Source organism: Neobacillus sp. WH10 (genome assembly GCF_030123405.1).
GTDB lineage: Bacteria > Bacillota > Bacilli > Bacillales > Cytobacillaceae > Neobacillus.
The window spans coordinates 5,264,638-5,284,077 of the sequence record NZ_CP126110.1 but is presented as its reverse complement, the minus strand read 5'-3'; the positions used below and the strand labels follow the sequence as shown (position 1 = coordinate 5,284,077).

The following is a 19,440-nucleotide window of genomic DNA, read 5'->3' as shown; positions in this document are numbered from 1 at the left end:
ATTTGATAACATTCTAGAAATTACAACTAATTGGAAGAGGAGTGGGCGCTGATGATTGATATTCATTGTCACATATTACCCGGGATAGACGATGGTGCGAAGAATGTAGAAGATAGCATCACAATGGCAAAGGAAGCTGCAAAAGAAGGGATTCATACCATCATTGCCACTCCTCATCTAAATAATCATTATAATAATCGCAAAGCAGAAATTATTGAAAAAGTAAAAGAACTTAATCAAAATCTACAAGCAGCAAATATAAATGTAAAGATTTTACCCGGTCAAGAACCAAGGATCTTTGGCGAGATACTAGCAGACTTTGAAAAAGGCGACATTCAAACATTGAATGATAGTCAATATTTGTTCGTTGAATTTCCATCAAGTCATGTCCCACGATATACAGAAAAACTATTATTTGATCTTCAAGTAAAGGGACTTACCCCCATCATTGTTCACCCGGAGAGGAATGCTGAACTGATTGAACGCCCGGACATACTCTATAATTTAGTAGAAAAGGGTGCATTAACACAGGTTACAGCTTCTAGTCTCTGTGGTTACTTCGGAAAAAAAATCAAAACCTTTTCAATCCAATTAATAGAAAATAATTTAACTCATTTTATTGCTTCTGATGCACATAATGTGATTAATCGATCATTTAAAATGGAGGAAGCACTTGATTTCATAGAATCTAAGTTTGGGACGGATTATGTCTATCTTTTTAAAGAAAACGCAGAGCTTTTAATAGATAGGAAAAATATTATGAGGGAAATCCCAACCCCCTTTAAAAAGAAAAAGAAATTTCTTTTCTTCTAATTAGTTGAGTCTTTATGTATATAGTACGTAATCAAAATATTTTTTAACAGGCCTTATCTCCTGACCGGCGAGGCACCATGTCCCTTGTACATGGTGGTACTCGGTTATGTTGTGGGTCTTTTTACACAGAGACCTTAGATACGTGTTGTCGATAGTGTGATGTAAGGGTGGGTTAGATGCCCAATTAAAATAAATTATAAATCTCTAATGAAAGAATAAGTGTAAAAGCACTTGCTATTCCATTAGATATTTATTTTTTTACCTTTATGCTTTAATGGGTGAAAGTATTTAGTAGGTTAACAAAATAAATAAAAAAGGGGGAATAGACAGATGACATATAGGACAAGATTGACCGTGCTTGCCGCACTGGATTCAATCATCGTGTTAACTGCGGTATACATAAGTTATTTTACGCTGAACCCGGAATTACATATCTTTAAAATTCCAATGCTGCTCGTTACTTCGCTTACCTTATTAATCAGCCATCATTTATTTGCTTCTATTTATAAGTTATATAACAAGGTGTGGGAATATGCGAGTGTTGGAGAGCTAGTTGCGATTGTGAAAGCAGTCACTTTCACCATTGCGGTGACAGCCATGATGCAGGAGCTAGTTTTTCATAATATATATGTCAGGGCATTGATGATTACGTGGATGTTGCACGTGTTGTTAATTGGAGGATCAAGGTTTTCGTGGAGGATGTTCCGGGACAATTTCATGACGAAGCAGAAAAATGTCAAGCGGACATTAATTGTTGGCGCAGGGGCCGGCGGCACGATGGTAGCACGGCAATTGCTTAGTAACCACGATATTGACTTGAAGCCTGTTGCCTTTATTGATGACGATCCAAAGAAGTATAAATTAGAGATCCTCGGAATATCGGTAGTCGGAGATTCCGACCATATAAAGGAAGCAGTGGAGAAATACAAAATAGAAAATATCGTGATAGCGATTCCTTCTTTAAGTCAAAAAGAATTGAATCGGATTTTTGAAGAATGTGCGAAAACAAAGGCGAAAACGCAGATTATTCCGAAGCTAGAAGATTTAATGACGGGGAAAGTAACGGTTAATCAATTCCGAGATGTCCAGGTAGAGGATTTATTGGGAAGAGAACCGGTTGAGTTAGATATTGCCGGCATTTCCGAAATTGTAACCGGGAAAACCGTGTTGGTTACCGGCGCAGGCGGGTCGATTGGATCGGAAATATGCCGGCAGATTTGCAAGTTTAATCCGAGTAAAATTGTCCTAGTAGGACATGGGGAAAATAGTATTTATTTGATTGATATGGAGCTTAGGAGAACATATCAAAATCAAGTAGAGATTGTCCCTGTCATTGGAGATATTCAGGATCGGTCAAGAATTTTTGAAGTAATAGAAGAACACCGGCCGTTTGTGATTTATCATGCGGCAGCACATAAGCATGTACCGCTGATGGAATATAACCCAAGAGAAGCAGTAAAGAATAATATTTTTGGAACGAAGAATGTCGCCGAGGCGGCGGACTCTTTTGGTGTACATACGTTTGTGTTAATTTCTTCGGATAAGGCTGTTAATCCTCCGAATGTGATGGGGGCAACAAAGCGGTTTGCGGAGATGATCATTCAGAGTCTAGCGCCGAACAGTAACACGAAGTTTGTTGCGGTTCGGTTTGGGAATGTGCTCGGCAGCCGGGGCAGTGTTATTCCGCTATTTAAGAAGCAAATCCATGCCGGTGGTCCAATTACGGTTACGGATCCTGAGATGACAAGGTATTTTATGACGATACCGGAGGCCTCTCGGCTAGTAATTCAGGCAGGGTCTTTAGCACGCGGTGGGGAAGTGTTTGTGCTTGATATGGGTGAGCCGGTTAAGATCGTTGACTTAGCGAAAAACCTTATTAAAATGTCAGGATATTCTATTGAAGATATCGGTATCCAGTTTACAGGCCTTCGTCCCGGAGAGAAGATGTATGAGGAGCTGCTAAATGAGAATGAAGTGCATCCGGAACAGGTGTATCCGAAGATAAAAATAGGGAAAGCGAAGGTTATACATAAGGAACTACTTGGTGATTTAATTAATCGACTTATAGAAATGCCGGAAGTGGAGATGCATGATACGTTGATTGCGGTGGCGAACAATAAGTTTGAGCGTGCTTCGGTTTTTGCTAAGGTGGATTAGATTAATTGATAAAAAGATTAAACTTTCGGTTTGATTTTGAATGTAAAAGGTGGAAGGTTCATAACAATACCAGCTTATGGGCTAGGAACAAGATTTCTTCCACCAACGAAAGCAAGGCCAAAAGAAATGCTGCCATTATCGAAAAACCAGTGATTCAATATATTGTTGAAGAAACAGTTGTTTCGGGAATTGAAGATCATTTTAATTTTGCATCGAAATTAGAGAAAAACCTAATTGAAAAATGAAAAACGGATTAGCTGGAAAAAGTCCGTTATTCTATAAATTTAGCTGATATACATTATATTCGGCAGAAACAACCAAAAGTTTAGGGCATGCAGTTTGGTGTGCAAGAAGTTTTATTGGAAACGATCCGTTTTCGGTATTTTTGGGTGATGATAGTCCAGAGTGAAACGCCAAGCTAATTAAGTATTAATCTCTAAATAATTTTTATTAATTTCCAAAAACCAAAACCTGAATAAGCGAGGAAAATAAAATGATTAATACCAAATTGAGAAACATCCCTTTCTCTCCTCCAGATATTACGGATGCAGAAATTGAAGAAGTTATAAAGGCAATGCAGTCAGGTTGGATTACAACTGGTCCTAGGACAAAAGAGTTTGAAAATAAAATTGCTGAATATGTTGGTGTTAATAAAGCAGTATGCCTTAACTCTGCGACTGCTGCTATGGAACTAACACTTCGTATTTTAGGGGTAGGGCCTGGTGACGAAGTAATAACTTCGTCATATACGTATACAGCATCTGCATCGGTTATCGATCATGTTGGGGCAAAAATTGTACTGGTTGATACAGCACCAGATTCTTTTGAAATGGATTATTCAAAACTTGCTGCTGCCATTACTGAGAAGACAAAGGTAATTATTCCGGTTGATTTAGCGGGAAAGATGTGTGACTACGATATTATATATGAAATAGTAGAAAGCAAGAAGGGTCTTTTTAAAGCTAACAATGGACTTCAAGCTTTATTTAATAGAATAGTTGTAATGACAGACGCTGCTCATGCATTTGGTGCTGAAAGAAGTGGCTTAAAATGTGGACAAGTTGCAGATTTTACTTGTTTCTCTTTTCATGCAGTAAAGAATTTAACAACAGCTGAAGGTGGAGCTGTTGTTTGGGGAAGCGGTCTTGGGTTAGATGATGAATGGCTATATAAACAATTTATGCTTTATAGCTTACATGGCCAGTCCAAAGACGCATTGGCTAAAACCCAAAAAGGTGCATGGGAATATGATATTGTCTATCCTGCATATAAGTGCAATATGACTGATATTATGGCAGGGATTGGTTTGATACAGTTAAATAGATATGAAAATATCATGAAAAGACGTAGAGAGATTATTGAAATTTATGATAATGGACTATTATCATTAGGGATTCATGCATTGCAGCATTATGGAGAAAATTTCACCTCCTCTGGGCATCTTTATTTAGCAAGAATACCTGGAATTAGGGAAGATGAAAGAAATGAAATAATTGTTGAGATGGCTGAAGCGGGTATCGCATGTAATGTTCATTACAAGCCATTGCCAATGTTTACGGCCTACAAGAACTTAGGATTTAATATTAAAGACTACCCTAATGCTTTTAATGTTTATAAGAATGAGATTACGTTACCGCTTCATACTCTACTTAGTGATGAAGATGTAATGTATATTATTAAGTCTTTAAAAAAGGTAGTAAATAAAGTCTTAAGTAAAGTTTCTCGAATGGAGAAACAGAATGTATAAGAGATTTTTAAAAAGATTATTAGATTTAATTCTAGCAATAATAGCTTTTCCATTTTGGCTGTTAATTTTAGTTATTGTAGGACCAATTATTTATTTCCAAGATAAAGGGTCAATCTTCTATAATGCACCTCGGTTAGGGATGAATGGGAAAGTATTTAAGATGTATAAATTTCGTTCGATGAAAATGAATGCACCTGACCTTAGAAATGAAGATGGTTCAACCTTTAATGCTGAAGATGATCCTAGGCTAACTAGAATTGGAAAGTTTATTCGTAAAACTAGTCTTGATGAAACACCTCAGCTTTTAAATATTATTAAAGGGGACATGAGCATCATTGGGCCAAGACCAGACTTACCGGAACATCTTGAACTTTACGAGGGAAATGAAGAGCGAAAACTAGAAATTAGACCAGGCGTTACTGGATATAATCAAGCATACTTCAGAAATACCGTGCCTTGGAAAGAAAGAATTCAAAATGATATTTACTACATTGACCACTTGTCTTGGTGGCTTGACATAAAAATATTTTTTAAAACAGCGATATCAGTGTTGAAGCATGAAGATATTTATGTAACTGATAAAAATTCTAATCAAAGTTCTGATATGGGAATGTAAGATAGGAGTTTCTTATGGAGGAAAATAAAGTCAGCTTCTATGAATTAAACTGGGACACAGAGTTTTTTGGTGTCACAAGTGCTAAAGCCATTTTGTATAAGCCACTTACACTTAATGAATGGGATGAACTGAAAATTAGCTTTAAAGACTATCAGTTTATTTCCATCGAGAATCGTAACTCAGAACCTAGTAATGCACAAATGATTGGAAAGGATACATCGGCGTTTTTAGCTGATGTCAACATTCAGTTTGTTAAAAAGGTAGAAGGCCTACATGATATACCAAAGAACATCTCAGTTCATCAATCATTAACGAGGAATAATCAAGTGATGGATATAGCTGATTTTCAATTTTCAAAGTTTACAGAGGATCTTCAACTGGCCAGTCGTGGTGGGGATCAAGTCTATCATCAATGGCTTATTAATTCCTTTGGAAAGCAAAATAAATTTTATGCGTTATCTAAGGATGAAAATGGTAATATTAATGGATTTCTATTACATTCTTATTCAGATAATGCATGTGTAATAGAGCTGATTGCTGTGTCACAAAATGTTGGTAAGAGTGGTATTGGTACGAGTTTATTTAAAGCAGTTGAAATTAAAGCACATCAACGTGGTTGCGATGAAATTAGAGTTGGTACCCAAGTACGGAATATGGGCGCAATTAACTTTTATTATAAGTGTGGTTGTAAACAATCAGGCTGCCATCAAGTTTATCACCTATGGAATTTATAGTTTAGATAGCTAAAGATATTGTGTGGAGCAGAAATTGAGGAGAGATTTTTTTGAGAGTACTTTACATTGCAACTTCGTTTCCGGAGCCAGGTAAGGGAGCTACAATATATACAGATTTAGCAGAGGCACTTCATGAAGCGGGTCATGAGATTACAGTGGCTGTATCTGAACAGGCTAAGAACAAACAATATACTGAAATGAAAAAAGAACGTGGTTTTGATGTATTGCGTATTGTAACTGGAAATTATTATGATGTAGGTTTTATAGAAAAAGGAATAACTACTCTGAAAATACCAATGTTAATGAAAAAGGGCATAGATAAGTATTTAGGGAGTAGAAAATTTGATTTTATCTTGTTTGAGTCACCACCAGTAACAAATGCAGGTTTGGTAGCCTGGGCAAAGAAGAAGTTCAGCTGTCCGTCATATCTAATGCTCAAAGATATTTTTCCTCAGAATGCGGTAGATTTAGGAATAATAAAAGGAAACAGTATTTTACATCGATATTTCAAATCAAAGGAAAAAAAGTTATTACAAACTGCAGATCACATTGGTGCTATGTCTACTGCCAATAAGCAATATGTGTTAAATCATAATTCATGGATTAAATCAGAGAAAATGGAAATTTTCCCTAATACTAAGAAATTAACAAATAGTATAAATTCAGAAGGTTTTCCTATAAGAGAGCGATTCGGAATTCCTGAAGAATCATGTGTTTTTTTATTTGGTGGAAACATGGGCAGACCACAGTATGTAGACCTTTTATGTGAAGTCATTAAAGAATGTAAGAATGAAAAAGATATATACTTCCTTTTTATTGGTAGGGGAACTGATAGATATAAGTTAGAACTAGCTATAAAAGAGTATTGTATAAACAATGCTATTGTGATTGAGAATCTACCAAGAAGTGAGTACGAACAAATAACAAAAGAATGTGATGTTGGACTGATTGTACTTGACCCGCGATTCACCATACCAAATTATCCATCTCGTATTCTTGCATATATGGAATATGCAAAGCCAGTCATTGCAGCTACAGATAAAGTCACTGATCTTAAAGAAATGATTGAGAAGGCTAACTGTGGTGAATGGGTATGGTCCGGGGATGTACATAGTTTTATAAAAAAGATAAAAGAAATGGCCAAATCAGAAAGACTGACTCAAATGGGCGCTAACGGACGTAAGTATTTAGAAAATAATTTTAATGTTAATCGTTCTGTTGAAATTTTAGAGAAGCATTTCGAAAAGGTGAGGTAGGGAACATGTTTAAAGATAAAACATTATTAATTACTGGAGGAACTGGCTCATTCGGCAATGCTGTAATGAAGAGATTTCTTGATACAGATATAAAAGAAATTCGAATTTTTTCTCGTGACGAAAAAAAGCAAGATGATATGAGAAAACTTTTTAATAATGACAAGCTAAAGTTTTATCTTGGGGATGTTAGAGATTTAGCAAGTGTAAAAAATGCTATGCATGGTATAGATTATATTTTTCATGCTGCTGCTCTGAAACAGGTACCTTCATGTGAATTCTTTCCGCTTGAAGCAGTAAAAACAAATGTTTTAGGAACTGACAACGTACTCACAGCTGCCATCGAATATGGAGTTAAAAAAGTAATTTGTCTTTCAACAGATAAAGCTGCTTATCCAATTAATGCTATGGGAATATCTAAAGCGATGATGGAAAAGGTATTTGTTGCAAAATCAAAGACTGTTTCTCCAGAGAAAACTCTTATTTGTGGTACTAGATACGGTAATGTAATGGCATCAAGGGGATCAGTTATTCCATTATTTATTGAGCAGATTAAAAGTGGACAGCCTTTAACGGTAACAGACCCAAATATGACTCGGTACTTAATGAGTCTTGAAGAGGCAGTAGAGTTGGTTATATTCGCATTTCATAATGCTGCTGCTGGCGATATCATGGTGCAAAAAGCACCAGCAAGTTTGATTGGAGATCTTGCACAAGCTGTTAAAGAGCTATTTAATGCAGAAAATGAGATTAAAGTAATAGGTACTCGTCATGGAGAGAAGTTATATGAGACTCTTCTTACAAGAGAAGAATACGTTGTAGCGGAAGATATGGGTGGTTTCTTTAGGGTTCCTGCAGATCAAAGGGATCTAAACTATGATAAGTATTTTGTAGATGGAAATAAAAAGTTAACCACCGTTGAAGAATATAACTCACAAAATACTGAACTATTAAATATTGAACAAATAAAGGAAAAACTTCTTGCTTTAGACTATGTGCAAGACGAGCTTAATAAATGGAATGAAAAAAGTTACATATTGAATTAGGGGTGGAATCATAAATGAAAATTTTAGTTACAGGTTCTCAAGGTTTTGTAGGGAAAAATCTTGTAGCTGAACTTAAAAATAAAGGGTATAACGATATTTATGAATTTAGTAGAGAAAGTGATCGATCTTTACTAGAAAAATACACACAAGATTGTGACTTTGTATTCCACCTTGCCGGTATTAATAGACCAAAAGATGAGAGTGAATTTATAGAGGGTAATGTTGGCTTTACAGCTGAATTGCTAGAACTACTAAAGAAATCTAATAATAAAGCGCCTGTGTTAATCACTTCATCAATCCAAGCTGAAAAGGATAATCCTTATGGAAGAAGTAAAAAGGCAGGCGAGGATTTATTATTTGATTACTATAAAGAAACTAATGTAAAAGTTTTCATTTATAGACTGCCAAACATATTTGGGAAGTGGAGCAAGCCTAATTACAATACAGTAGTAGCTACCTATTGCCATAATATAGCTAGAGACATGGATATCCAGATAAACAATCCGGATGCAGAACTTACTCTTTGTTATATCGATGATCTAATAGAAGAATTTTTTAGAGCTTTAGAGGAGACTCCAACTATTTCAGGTGACTACTGTGCCATACCTGTAATACACAACATCAAACTTGGTCATTTAGCAAATGTAATAAGGAGCTTCAAAGAAAGCAGGGGAAATTTAAGTATTCCTAATATGGAAGATTCTTTAACTAAGAAACTTTATAGTACATATTTAAGTTTTTTACCGGAGAATAAGTTTTTGTACGATCTTAAGATGAATTGCGATCATAGAGGGTCATTTACAGAATTTATTAGAACCCCAGAGAGAGGTCAAGTGTCAGTAAATGTATCAAAACCTGGGATAACGAAAGGGAACCATTGGCATCATACTAAAAATGAAAAGTTTTTAGTCGTTTGCGGGGAAGGGCTAATTCGATTTAGAAAATTGGATTCAGATGAGATTATTGAATATAGAGTAAGTGGGGAAAAGTTACAAGTTGTAGATATTCCTACTGGATATACCCACTCGATTGTCAATGTAGGAAATTGTGACTTAGTAACAGTAATGTGGGTAAATGAGTGCTTCGATCCAGAAAAGCCGGACACTTTCTTCTTGGAGGTATAAAAATGAAGAAATTAAAAGTCATGACAGTCGTTGGTACAAGACCAGAGATAATAAGACTGTCAGCTGTTATAAATAAATTAGAAGAATCAAATGCAATAGAACACACGCTTGTTCATACAGGGCAAAATTATGATTATGAATTAAATGAAGTGTTTTTTAAAGATTTTAAACTAAAAAAGCCAGACTATTTTCTTAATGCAGCTACTGGAACAGCAGTAGAAACTATTGGTAATATCTTGGTTAAAATAGATCCTATCATGGAAGAAGTAAAACCGGATGCATTTTTGGTACTTGGTGATACTAATAGTTGTTTATGTGCGATTGCAGCTAAAAGAAGACATATACCGATTTTCCATATGGAAGCAGGTAATCGATGCTTTGACCAAAGAGTACCTGAAGAAACGAACAGAAAAATTGTTGACCATACAGCAGATATTAATTTGACCTATAGTGATATTGCAAGAGAATATCTCCTTAGAGAAGGTTTCCCATCAGATCGGATTATTAAAACAGGAAGTCCCATGTTTGAAGTGCTTAACTCTAGAAAAGATGATATAGAGAAATCAGATGTTTTAAAAAGGTTGGGACTAGAAGAAGGTAAATATTTTGTAGTATCTGCCCACAGGGAAGAAAATATTAATTCAGAAACCAATTTTCTAGATTTAGTTGATAGTTTAAACGCAGTCGCTGAAAAGTTTAATATTCCTGTTATTGTAAGTACTCACCCTAGAACTAAAAATATGATTGATGCTAAAGGGATAGAGTTTAACCCACTTATCAAAACTATGAAACCCTTAGGATTTATTGATTATGTGAAACTTCAAACTAAAGCAAAGGCTGTACTTAGTGATAGTGGAACGATTAGTGAAGAATCTTCTATTCTTAGGTTCAGATCACTTAATATCAGACAAGCTCATGAAAGACCAGAAGCTATGGAAGAGGCATCAGTAATGATGGTTGGGCTTGAAAAAGAGAGAATTTTACAGGGACTTGAAATATTAGAAACGCAAGAAAAAGATACATTAAGATTTGTAGGAGATTATAGTATGCCTAATGTATCAGATAAAGTTCTTAGGATTATATTGTCTTATACTGATTATGTTAATAGGAATGTTTGGGGGAGGAAAGGTTAATTGAAAATAGTACACTTATGTTTATCCAATTTTTATATAGAGAATTTTGGCTATCAAGAAAACCTTATTCCTAAGTACCATAAAAAAAACGGGCATGATGTAACTATAATTGCCTCTAGATTTACATATAGAGAAGATAATGGAGAGCCGGAACTCACGAAAACTGGAGAATACAATAATTCTAATGGAATTAAAGTAATAAGAATTGATTATAGATATAAATGGTTAGGAAAACTTAATGAAAAATTGAAAATATACGAAGGAACTTATAAACTTCTTGAAAAAGAGCAGCCCGATTTAATATTTAACCACGGCATCCAATTTTTAGATTTAAAAGAGGTCGCTAGGTATGTAAAAGATAACCCCAATTGTAAATTAATTGCGGATAACCATGCTGCATACATTAATAGTGGAAAAAATTTATTTTCAAGGGAAATCCTACATAAAAGGATTTATAAATGGGTTATTCAAAAGTCATTACCATATATTAAGAAGATTTTTGTATTAGCTCCAGGGTGTAGAGATTTTGTTAAAGAAATGTATAATGTTTCAGACGAGAAGATGGAGTATTTGTATTTAGGTGCTGATACAGAAAAAATCGACTTTAAAAACCAAGAGGAAATTAAGGTAAAAATAAGAAATAGTCTGAATATTAGTGGAGACGATTTTGTATTAATAACAGGTGGAAAGTTAAGTAAAGGAAAAAATATTGAATTACTGCTAAAATCAATAAAAAAAATTCAATATAAAAAATTAAAGCTATTAGTTTTTGGTGTTTTTTCGGATGACATAAAACAGGAAATGTTAAAACTAATTAAATTAGATGATAGAGTAAGTTACATCGGTTGGTTAAATGGGGAAGATGTCTATGATTATTATATGGCTTCAGATGCTGCAATATTCCCAGGTACAAAATCAGCTTTATGGGAGCAAGCTATTTGTAGTGGATTGCCATTGATATGCAAAAGGTGGGAAGGTATGGAGTACGTTGATGTAGGTGGTAATTGTTTGTTTATAGATGATGATAATGAAGATAGAATCAAAGAATTTATTGAAATACTAATGAATGATAATGAATTATACAGTAATATGAGAGTTATTGCTAAGACAAGGGGATATGAAACGTTCTCTTATGAAAGAATTTCTAGGCAGGCAATCAAACTTGGAGATAATTAATATGTATTAGTCTAATTGTTTTTATTTTGGAAAAATATAAGTTTGTTTTTGAGGGAAGTGTTTATTACATATAAGTTAGAAGTTATTCCTTTGTTGAAAGTAATTCAAGGTAAGTTATTAATTTGAGTAAAGAGTTTAATTTATTAGACTTTATACTAAATAATATGAAGTTAATGGTGTAAGGATATGATTTAAAGGGGGAACATGCGGTTGAATATATTGATAATACCATCGTGGTATCCGAGTAAAAGCAATCCTCTTAGTGGATCATTTTTTAGAGAACAAGCAATTTCGTTGCATAAAGCTGGACATAAAGTAATTGTTGTAAATGTTTCTTTTCAAGATAGAAGAGGTTATTTTGATGTAGATAATTTTAAGTTGAAAAAATTTTATGATGAGGGTGTAATAGTTTATTCCTATACAATACCTGCATTTGGGTTAGGTAGAGCAAAAAGATTAATGATCTCAAATTTTTATAAACGTTTAAATAGAGTATATCGTAAAATTGTTGAAGACGGAGAACAAGTTGATATTATACATGCACATTCTTATATGCCAGCTGGATATTGCGCTTGTAAAATTGGAGAAATGAATAATATTCCGGTAGTTATTACAGAACATTCAAGCAAAATAATAAATAAAGATCTTTCACCTATAGAGGTTAATTACCTAAAAAAATGTTTAGAAATGGCTGAATGCTTTATTTGCGTAGGGGATGGACTTAAACAAAGTGTTATTGAATTAACAGGGACCAATAAAAAAATAGAAGTGGTGCCAAACATGGTATCTTCCTTATTTCAATATAAAGAAAAAAATAGGCACTTAGATGATTTTATTTTTTGTAGCGTCGGGAACCTAATTGGGAGAAAGCGGTTTGGGTTAACCATAAATGCTTTTACAAAATCTTTCAAGGGTAATGGTAATATCAAATTACAAATTATTGGCGGGGGTTCATTGTACAATGAATTGAAAGAACAAATAGATAATCTTGGGATGAATGAGCAAATCTTTTTGCTAGGAGAAATGGACAGGGAAAAAGTTAAACATCAGTTACAAGCGTGTGATACATTTGTGCTTGCAAGCGCAAATGAGACCTTTGGGGTTGTGTATATTGAGGCTTTGGCCTGTGGTAAACCGGTAATCGGGACACGTAATGGTGGTGCAGAATGGATTATTAATGAGGACAATGGAGTTTTAGTTGATGTCGATAATGAAGTACAGTTGGCAGATGCAATGTTAAAAATGGTTAATAATTATAATGATTACCATAAGAATGAAATAAGTAGAGCAACTATTAGCCAATATGGAGAAAAACCAGTTACTAGCAGACTAAATTTAATATATGAAAGGTGTATTAAAGAATGACAGTAGGTTCTTATATTCTTAACAAGGAAAACCTCAAAAACAGTAAAGTAAGTAAAGAGAAAATACATCATTCTAAGACCCAATTTGCATTATTCTGTTTGATAGTAGCTTCTAGTTTAGGTGAAATAATTAATATATATGGCATTAAACTATCTTGGATTATGGCCATATTAACAATGGCTTTATTTATTGTTGAGAATTTTAGTAACAGAATTATAATTTCGACATATGACATAAAAAAATATATTTATTTTTTTATATTCTGGTTCTTTTATGCGACACTTCAAATGTTATTTATTTTTCAAAATGATTATGCTATATCAAGTTATTTAACATTGGTGGTTAATATATTTATTGTTATGATGATAGCACTAAATATTCATAGTATTGAGGATTTGATTTTTCTCAATAGAGGTTTAATTCTTGGATTAACTATAAATCTATTCATAGCCTTTTGGGAAATAACCACAGGAAACCATATTATATCTGTAAGTATAGAAAATCAATTATACAACTATGATAAGCCATATGGAGTTTTTGGAAACATTAATGATTTCGCAACCTTCATTTGTTTGGGGATTGTTTCTCTAATATTAAATTATGCACTTACTAAGACGAATAAAATATTCACAGTGATTACAATTATTGCAGCAGTTTTTGTTTTACTTGAAATTGATGCTAGGGCTCCAATTTATGGTATGGTTCTGTATGGTGTGAGTTTAGTTCTGTTTTATATATTAGTGAAATTGTATAAAATTGGTAAATCTACGTTTAAAATTGTATCTTTTATGCTATTGTTTATAAGTATATTAGCTAGCACTATAATATTTGCAAATTATTCGTTAGAAGAATTAGTTTTGTTATTAAGCACACCAGCGAATGTAAATAGTGATTTATTAAGAATTCGTTTAATAGAAGGGGCAGTTAAAGGATTCATTAATTCCGCTTTTTTAGGTGTAGGTCCAGGCCAGAGTATTTTGTTGCTTGGTATTAATGTGCATAATTTTTATTTAGAAATAATGTGTGAATATGGGATATTCATATTTGGTGGAATCATCATGATATTTATATATTTTCTTAGAGTATACAGATGGAAGTTGCCAAACCTTTTAACTGTTTGCATAATGTCATTTACGCCTGCATTTTTTGTTATAGGTATTTCATCAAGTGGAGCTAATAGGATTAGAGCAACTTGGATTATGATTTCATTTCTGTATATTGCAATTAGTATATATAAGAAAAAACAAATAAAGGTTAGGTAACACGACTGGGCCAAGAATATCAGGACTTAAGCTAGTATCCCGATCAATTTACATAATGAAGTTGTATTATTTTTATTACGGTGAAGGTAAATGAATTTATAGAAAATATAAATTTGAACCAGTAGGGTGAGATAATATTATAGTAAAAAAGTACTTGTGCGTGATCTTTATTTAAAATAGTTATCGAAAGGTTTTGGCGGAAAATAATTTAAGGTTTGAATTTATTTGAGGTTTTCTTAAAAAATTTAGAGAAGGTAATAAAAATTGTTGCTAATAAAAAAAATGTTTTCATTTTCAATAGGGAATATTGGGGCATTATTTATAGGTATTATAACAATACCGATTATTACTAGACTTATTGCACCATCCGAATATGGTGTTGCAAATTTATTTATAACAATTGTGAGTGTACTAAGTATATTCTCATTAGCAGGTCTTGATCAAGCGTTTGTTCGTTTTTTCTATGAAACTAAGAAAAAAAACTTATTAAAGAAGTGCTATATAATAAGTATAATGGTTACTTCAATACTCTCACTTTTTCTATTTATTTTTGATAGCAAGATATCAAGTTTTATTTCTCCTGACAGTTCATTTTCAATTTTAATGATATTATATATATTCTCTTTAATTCTCTTTAAATTTAGCTTGTTAATTTTACGTATGATGCAATATGGGTATAGGTACTCGTTAATTCAAGTACTTCAAAAAGTTTTCGATTTAGTATTCATTGTTTCACTGGCCTTTTTGCTATCACCTGATAGATACGCAATAATAATAGGGAATATACTTACCTTTATTTCCCTTTCTTTGATAATTTTGTTATTCTCAAAATCATTCTGGAAAATTGAGGATAATGATAAAGAGATCCGAGTAATAAACTATAAAGAGCTTCTTAAGTATTCTATACCATTATTAATCTCCTCATTAATGACAGTTTTATTTCAGACTTTGGATAAACTTTTCTTAAATATTTGGGTATCTAATGAGGAATTGGGTATTTATACAGCAGGATTTAAAGTGATTGCAATACTTAATGTTATACAAGCGTCATTTGCAGTAATTTGGGCACCCATTAGTCTAGAACAGTATAAATACAATTCGGAAGACCGTAATTTTTACAGTAGAATGTCCAAAATAATAACTGTTATTATGTTCATTACCTGTATTTTAGTTGTTTTGTTGAAAGACGTGTTTGTACTATTTTTAGGTTCAGAATACCGTGAGGCGGCATCAATTATACCATTTCTAGCCTTAATGCCTGTACTTTATACAATGTCTGAAACTACTGTTCAGGGAGTTAATTTTGTTTTAAAATCCCATTTGCATATTATTATTTCTGGAATATCTTTGGCTGTTAATGTTTTATTATGCCTAATATTTATTCCAACCCTGGGTATGAAGGGTGCAGCCATGGCTGTAGGTTTTTCTTATGTTGTATTTTATTTAATGCGTACATTTTTTGGATTGAAACATTATTATTTTGAGAATAAAATGTTGGAAACTATTATAATGCTAGCTGCTATAGTATTATGGATAATTCTAGTAGTATTCATCGATAGTAATTTTCTGCTTTATTTTGGAGGTTTGATTCTATTTTCCATACTTATCATTCTATTTAAGCAGGAAATCTTGGAATGTGGAGCTATTTTAAAAAATAGATTTAGGGTAAGCGAAGTTAAAGAATAAGTGATACATTTTGTGGGATTAGTTTTATTTATATAAAAGTTTATATAGGAGTTCATGAAGTTCTAAGGGAAATGTAGTGTAGGTTGTAGTTAACATATGAATTAGAAAATAACTAAAGAACTCCTTCCTATAAAAATAAAGTCTAGAAATCAATATCTTTTATCCTTTTTAAGATTTAGTAATAAGTATTGTATATAGAAATCCAAAGAAGGCATTATTTGAGGAAGAATACACAATCAAAGACTTTAATAGTCTAAAGTCCCTAAAATTGTTGATATCCCGTGAGGGGCATGTAGTAGAGCAAATTTGACGCTATGTTAAATGGAGGAAATTGATAATGAGTAATTTACTAGGAAAATTAGTAAATAAATCAGCAACACTTGGAGTTGTGGGTTTGGGATATGTAGGTTTGCCACTTGCTGTAGAAAAAGCAAAAGCTGGGTTTAAAACGATTGGTTTTGATATACAAGAATCTAAAGTAAAAATGGTTAACGATGGTAAGAATTATATTGGTGATGTTGTCAATGAAGATCTCGAAGAAATAGTGATGTCAGGGCTTCTTTCAGCTACTTCAGATTTTGCACAGGTTGCTAAAGCAGACTGTGTATGTATTTGTGTCCCAACACCACTTGATGAACACCAACAGCCAGATATCAGTTATGTTAGAGCCTCAGCTGAGAGTATTGTCCCTTTTATGCATAAAGATATGCTAATTGTTCTAGAGTCAACAACTTATCCAGGAACTACTGAAGAACTTCTAAAGCCAATCCTTGAAAAATCCGGACTAAAATGTGGTGAGGACTTCTATCTTGCATTTTCACCAGAACGTGTTGATCCTGGTAATTTGATTTATAAGACTAAAAACACTCCCAAGGTTGTCGGCGGGATTACTCCAAAATGTACTGATGTCGCAGCCGTACTATACGAAAGTATACTTGAAGCCCCGATACACCGTGTGTCATCTCCTGCAATTGCTGAGATGGAGAAAATCCTGGAAAACACCTATAGAAATGTAAATATAGGTCTTGTAAATGAGCTATCTATTCTATGTAATAAGATGGGAATTAACTTCTGGGAAGTGGTTGATGCTGCAAAATCTAAACCATATGGATTTCAGGCGTTTTATCCTGGGCCAGGACTTGGAGGGCACTGTATTCCGCTCGATCCATACTATCTCTCTTGGAAAGCACGTGAATATGGATTCCATACTTCTATGATAGAATCTTCTATGATGGTTAATGATCGTATGCCTGAATACTGTGTGGAGAGAGCAAGTAAAATCTTAAATAGGTACAAAAAGGCAATGAATGGTTCAAGAGTCCTGGTACTTGGTGTAGCATATAAACAAGATATTGATGATTATAGAGAGAGCCCTGCACTTAGAGTAATAGAAGAGCTAGAAAAAGAAGGGGCGGAAGTTGTTTACTTTGACCCTTATGTTCTGGAGTATCGTGATCATGGAAAGATTAAAAAAGGCGAATCTGAATTAACAGCTGAACTTATTGAAGGTGCTGATCTAGTTATAGTAACAACTGCACACACACTGGTAGATTACGATTTTGTACAGCAACATGCAAAGGCTATATTTGATACTAAAAATGCAATGAAGCATGTAAATGATAGAAATAATATAGAATTATTATAGAGGGGGAGCATCATGAGTCTAAGATATGCAATTATTGGCTGTGGAAGAATTTCACCCAATCATATAGCAGCCGCTATAGAAAATGAACTTGAAATTGTTGGTTTATGTGATATTGTACCCGAAAATATGGAGGATAAAGTCTTAAAATTTAAACTTCCGCAATCTACTCCTCTATATACTGATTATAAGGAGTTACTTGAAAAAGAAAAACCGCAGTTAGTAGCCATTTGCACTGAGAGCGGTAAACATGGCAAAATCGCTTTAGATTGTATTAATGCAGGCATCAATCTTATTATTGAAAAGCCTATCGCGCTTTCACTAGAAGAAGCTGATGAAATTATTACAAAGGCTAAAGAGAAAAATGTGAAGGTAAGTGCATGCCATCAAAACCGTTTTAATAAATCTATTCAAAAAATCAGAGAAGCGGTAGAAGAAGAGCGCTTTGGAAGATTACTTCATGGAACTGCTCATATTCGTTGGAATAGGGGAGAAGATTATTATAAACAAGCTCCTTGGCGTGGAACATGGGAACAAGACGGAGGAGCACTGATGAACCAGTGTATCCATAATCTAGATCTTCTTCGCTGGATGATGGGAGATGAAATAGTAGAAGTAGTCGGTATGACTGATAATTTGAAACATAACTTTATCGAAGCGGAAGACTTAGGTATGGCGCTAATCAAGTTTTCTAATGGAAGTTATGGAATTGTTGAAGGGACTACAAATATTTATCCAAACAACCTTGAAGAAACATTGTATATATTCGGGGAAAAAGGAACAGTTAAAGCTGGCGGGAAATCTGTCAATCTTATTGAAGAATGGCAGTTTGCAGATATGCTAGATGATCCAGAGGATGTCAAAGCAAAGTATCATGAAAATCCACCAAGTGTTTATGGATTTGGACATAAACCTCTTTATGCTGACGTAATTGATGCAATTCAAAATGATAGACAGCCTTATGTTACAGCTGAAGATGGAAGAAGAGCACTAGAACTTGTGCTTGCCATTTATAAATCTGCAACTGAAGGTAAGAGCGTTAAACTTCCATTAGATAAATGCAGCTCGCTGGATTTCAAAGGTCGGTTTGATCGATGAGCTTCTTTGTACATGAAAGCAGTTATATAGATGATAATGTAACCATAGGTGCTGGCACAAAAGTATGGCATTTTAGCCATGTTCAAAAAGGTGCTCAAATAGGTGAGAAGTGCTCGTTAGGACAAAATGTCAATATCTCTAATAACGTTAAAATTGGCGATGGAGTAAAAATCCAGAATAATGTATCGGTTTATGAAGGTGTTGAATTAGAAGATTATGTATTCTGTGGTCCTTCAATGGTATTTACTAATGATCTAACTCCTAGAAGTAAATATCCTAAAGGTACCGAGGGCTATAAAAAGACGCTTGTTAAATATGGTGCATCTATTGGAGCAAACGCTACTATAGTATGTGGCAATACTATCGGCCGCTGGGCAATGATTGCTTCAGGTTCAGTAGTAACAAAGGACGTTCCAGACTATGCTTTAATGGCAGGAGTGCCTGCCAAACAAATGGGCTGGGTGTGTGAGTGTGGAATGGTTTTAAAAAATGAATTGAAATGTAATGAATGCGGCAGAGAATATATACATAATAGTGGAGAGCTTAAAGAGAAATCTGAATAAGGAAAATCAAATCGTGATGGAGATT

Annotated in this window: 16 protein-coding genes and 1 pseudogene; all 17 read left to right on the top strand. The window is 33.8% G+C overall.

The window, feature by feature from the left end:
* Positions 1 to 51: 51 nt before the first annotated feature.
* The 17 genes and pseudogenes from QNH20_RS25545 to QNH20_RS25465 all read left to right on the top strand — a co-directional run bounded on the left by QNH20_RS25545 (position 52) and on the right by QNH20_RS25465 (position 19,415).
* Positions 52 to 813, top strand: a complete 762-nt coding sequence (locus tag QNH20_RS25545; protein WP_283920716.1) for a tyrosine-protein phosphatase — start codon at positions 52 to 54, stop codon at positions 811 to 813.
* Positions 814 to 1,143: 330 nt separating this feature from the next.
* Positions 1,144 to 2,970: a polysaccharide biosynthesis protein gene (locus tag QNH20_RS25540; protein ID WP_283920715.1), complete on the top strand. Its 1,827-nt coding sequence runs from the start codon at positions 1,144 to 1,146 to the stop codon at positions 2,968 to 2,970.
* Positions 2,971 to 3,006: 36 nt separating this feature from the next.
* Positions 3,007 to 3,386, top strand: a pseudogene (locus tag QNH20_RS25535) (sugar phosphate nucleotidyltransferase); the annotation flags it as partial.
* 77 nt (positions 3,387 to 3,463) lie between these two features.
* A complete protein-coding gene (locus QNH20_RS25530) occupies positions 3,464 to 4,717 on the top strand; it encodes a DegT/DnrJ/EryC1/StrS family aminotransferase (protein ID WP_283920714.1) in 1,254 nt (417 codons plus the stop codon).
* On the top strand, positions 4,710 to 5,333 hold the full coding sequence (locus QNH20_RS25525; protein WP_283920713.1) for a sugar transferase: 624 nt from the start codon (positions 4,710 to 4,712) through the stop codon (positions 5,331 to 5,333). Before QNH20_RS25530 ends, QNH20_RS25525 begins: the two co-directional genes overlap by 8 nt.
* 14 nt (positions 5,334 to 5,347) lie before the next feature.
* The gene (locus tag QNH20_RS25520; protein WP_283920712.1) at positions 5,348 to 6,067 is read left to right on the top strand and encodes a GNAT family N-acetyltransferase; all 720 of its coding nucleotides are present in this window, start codon (positions 5,348 to 5,350) and stop codon (positions 6,065 to 6,067) included.
* A gap of 50 nt (positions 6,068 to 6,117) precedes the next feature.
* Positions 6,118 to 7,323 (top strand): glycosyltransferase family 4 protein, encoded by a 1,206-nt coding sequence (locus QNH20_RS25515; protein WP_283920711.1) that lies wholly within the window; start codon positions 6,118 to 6,120, stop codon positions 7,321 to 7,323.
* 5 nt (positions 7,324 to 7,328) lie between these two features.
* Positions 7,329 to 8,366, top strand: coding sequence for a nucleoside-diphosphate sugar epimerase/dehydratase (locus QNH20_RS25510; RefSeq protein ID WP_283920710.1), 1,038 nt, complete (start codon positions 7,329 to 7,331; stop codon positions 8,364 to 8,366).
* 14 nt (positions 8,367 to 8,380) lie between these two features.
* A complete protein-coding gene (locus tag QNH20_RS25505; protein ID WP_283920709.1) occupies positions 8,381 to 9,490 on the top strand; it encodes a capsular polysaccharide biosynthesis protein CapF in 1,110 nt (369 codons plus the stop codon).
* A 2-nt stretch (positions 9,491 to 9,492) separates the two neighbouring features.
* A complete protein-coding gene (wecB, locus tag QNH20_RS25500) occupies positions 9,493 to 10,623 on the top strand; it encodes a non-hydrolyzing UDP-N-acetylglucosamine 2-epimerase (protein WP_283920708.1) in 1,131 nt (376 codons plus the stop codon).
* Positions 10,624 to 11,799 (top strand): glycosyltransferase family 4 protein, encoded by a 1,176-nt coding sequence (locus QNH20_RS25495; protein WP_283920707.1) that lies wholly within the window; start codon positions 10,624 to 10,626, stop codon positions 11,797 to 11,799. It begins immediately after the preceding gene.
* Between the two features lie 210 nt (positions 11,800 to 12,009).
* Complete coding sequence (locus tag QNH20_RS25490; protein ID WP_283920706.1) at positions 12,010 to 13,164, top strand: glycosyltransferase; 1,155 nt, start codon at positions 12,010 to 12,012, stop codon at positions 13,162 to 13,164.
* Positions 13,161 to 14,426 (top strand): hypothetical protein, encoded by a 1,266-nt coding sequence (locus QNH20_RS25485; protein WP_283920705.1) that lies wholly within the window; start codon positions 13,161 to 13,163, stop codon positions 14,424 to 14,426. Before QNH20_RS25490 ends, QNH20_RS25485 begins: the two co-directional genes overlap by 4 nt.
* Before the next feature lie 264 nt (positions 14,427 to 14,690).
* Positions 14,691 to 16,112 (top strand): lipopolysaccharide biosynthesis protein, encoded by a 1,422-nt coding sequence (locus QNH20_RS25480; protein WP_283920704.1) that lies wholly within the window; start codon positions 14,691 to 14,693, stop codon positions 16,110 to 16,112.
* 337 nt (positions 16,113 to 16,449) lie between these two features.
* A complete protein-coding gene (locus QNH20_RS25475) occupies positions 16,450 to 17,757 on the top strand; it encodes a nucleotide sugar dehydrogenase (RefSeq protein WP_283920703.1) in 1,308 nt (435 codons plus the stop codon).
* A gap of 12 nt (positions 17,758 to 17,769) precedes the next feature.
* Positions 17,770 to 18,852: a Gfo/Idh/MocA family protein gene (locus QNH20_RS25470; protein WP_283920702.1), complete on the top strand. Its 1,083-nt coding sequence runs from the start codon at positions 17,770 to 17,772 to the stop codon at positions 18,850 to 18,852.
* Positions 18,849 to 19,415: an acyltransferase gene (locus tag QNH20_RS25465; protein ID WP_283920701.1), complete on the top strand. Its 567-nt coding sequence runs from the start codon at positions 18,849 to 18,851 to the stop codon at positions 19,413 to 19,415. Before QNH20_RS25470 ends, QNH20_RS25465 begins: the two co-directional genes overlap by 4 nt.
* Positions 19,416 to 19,440: the final 25 nt, after the last annotated feature.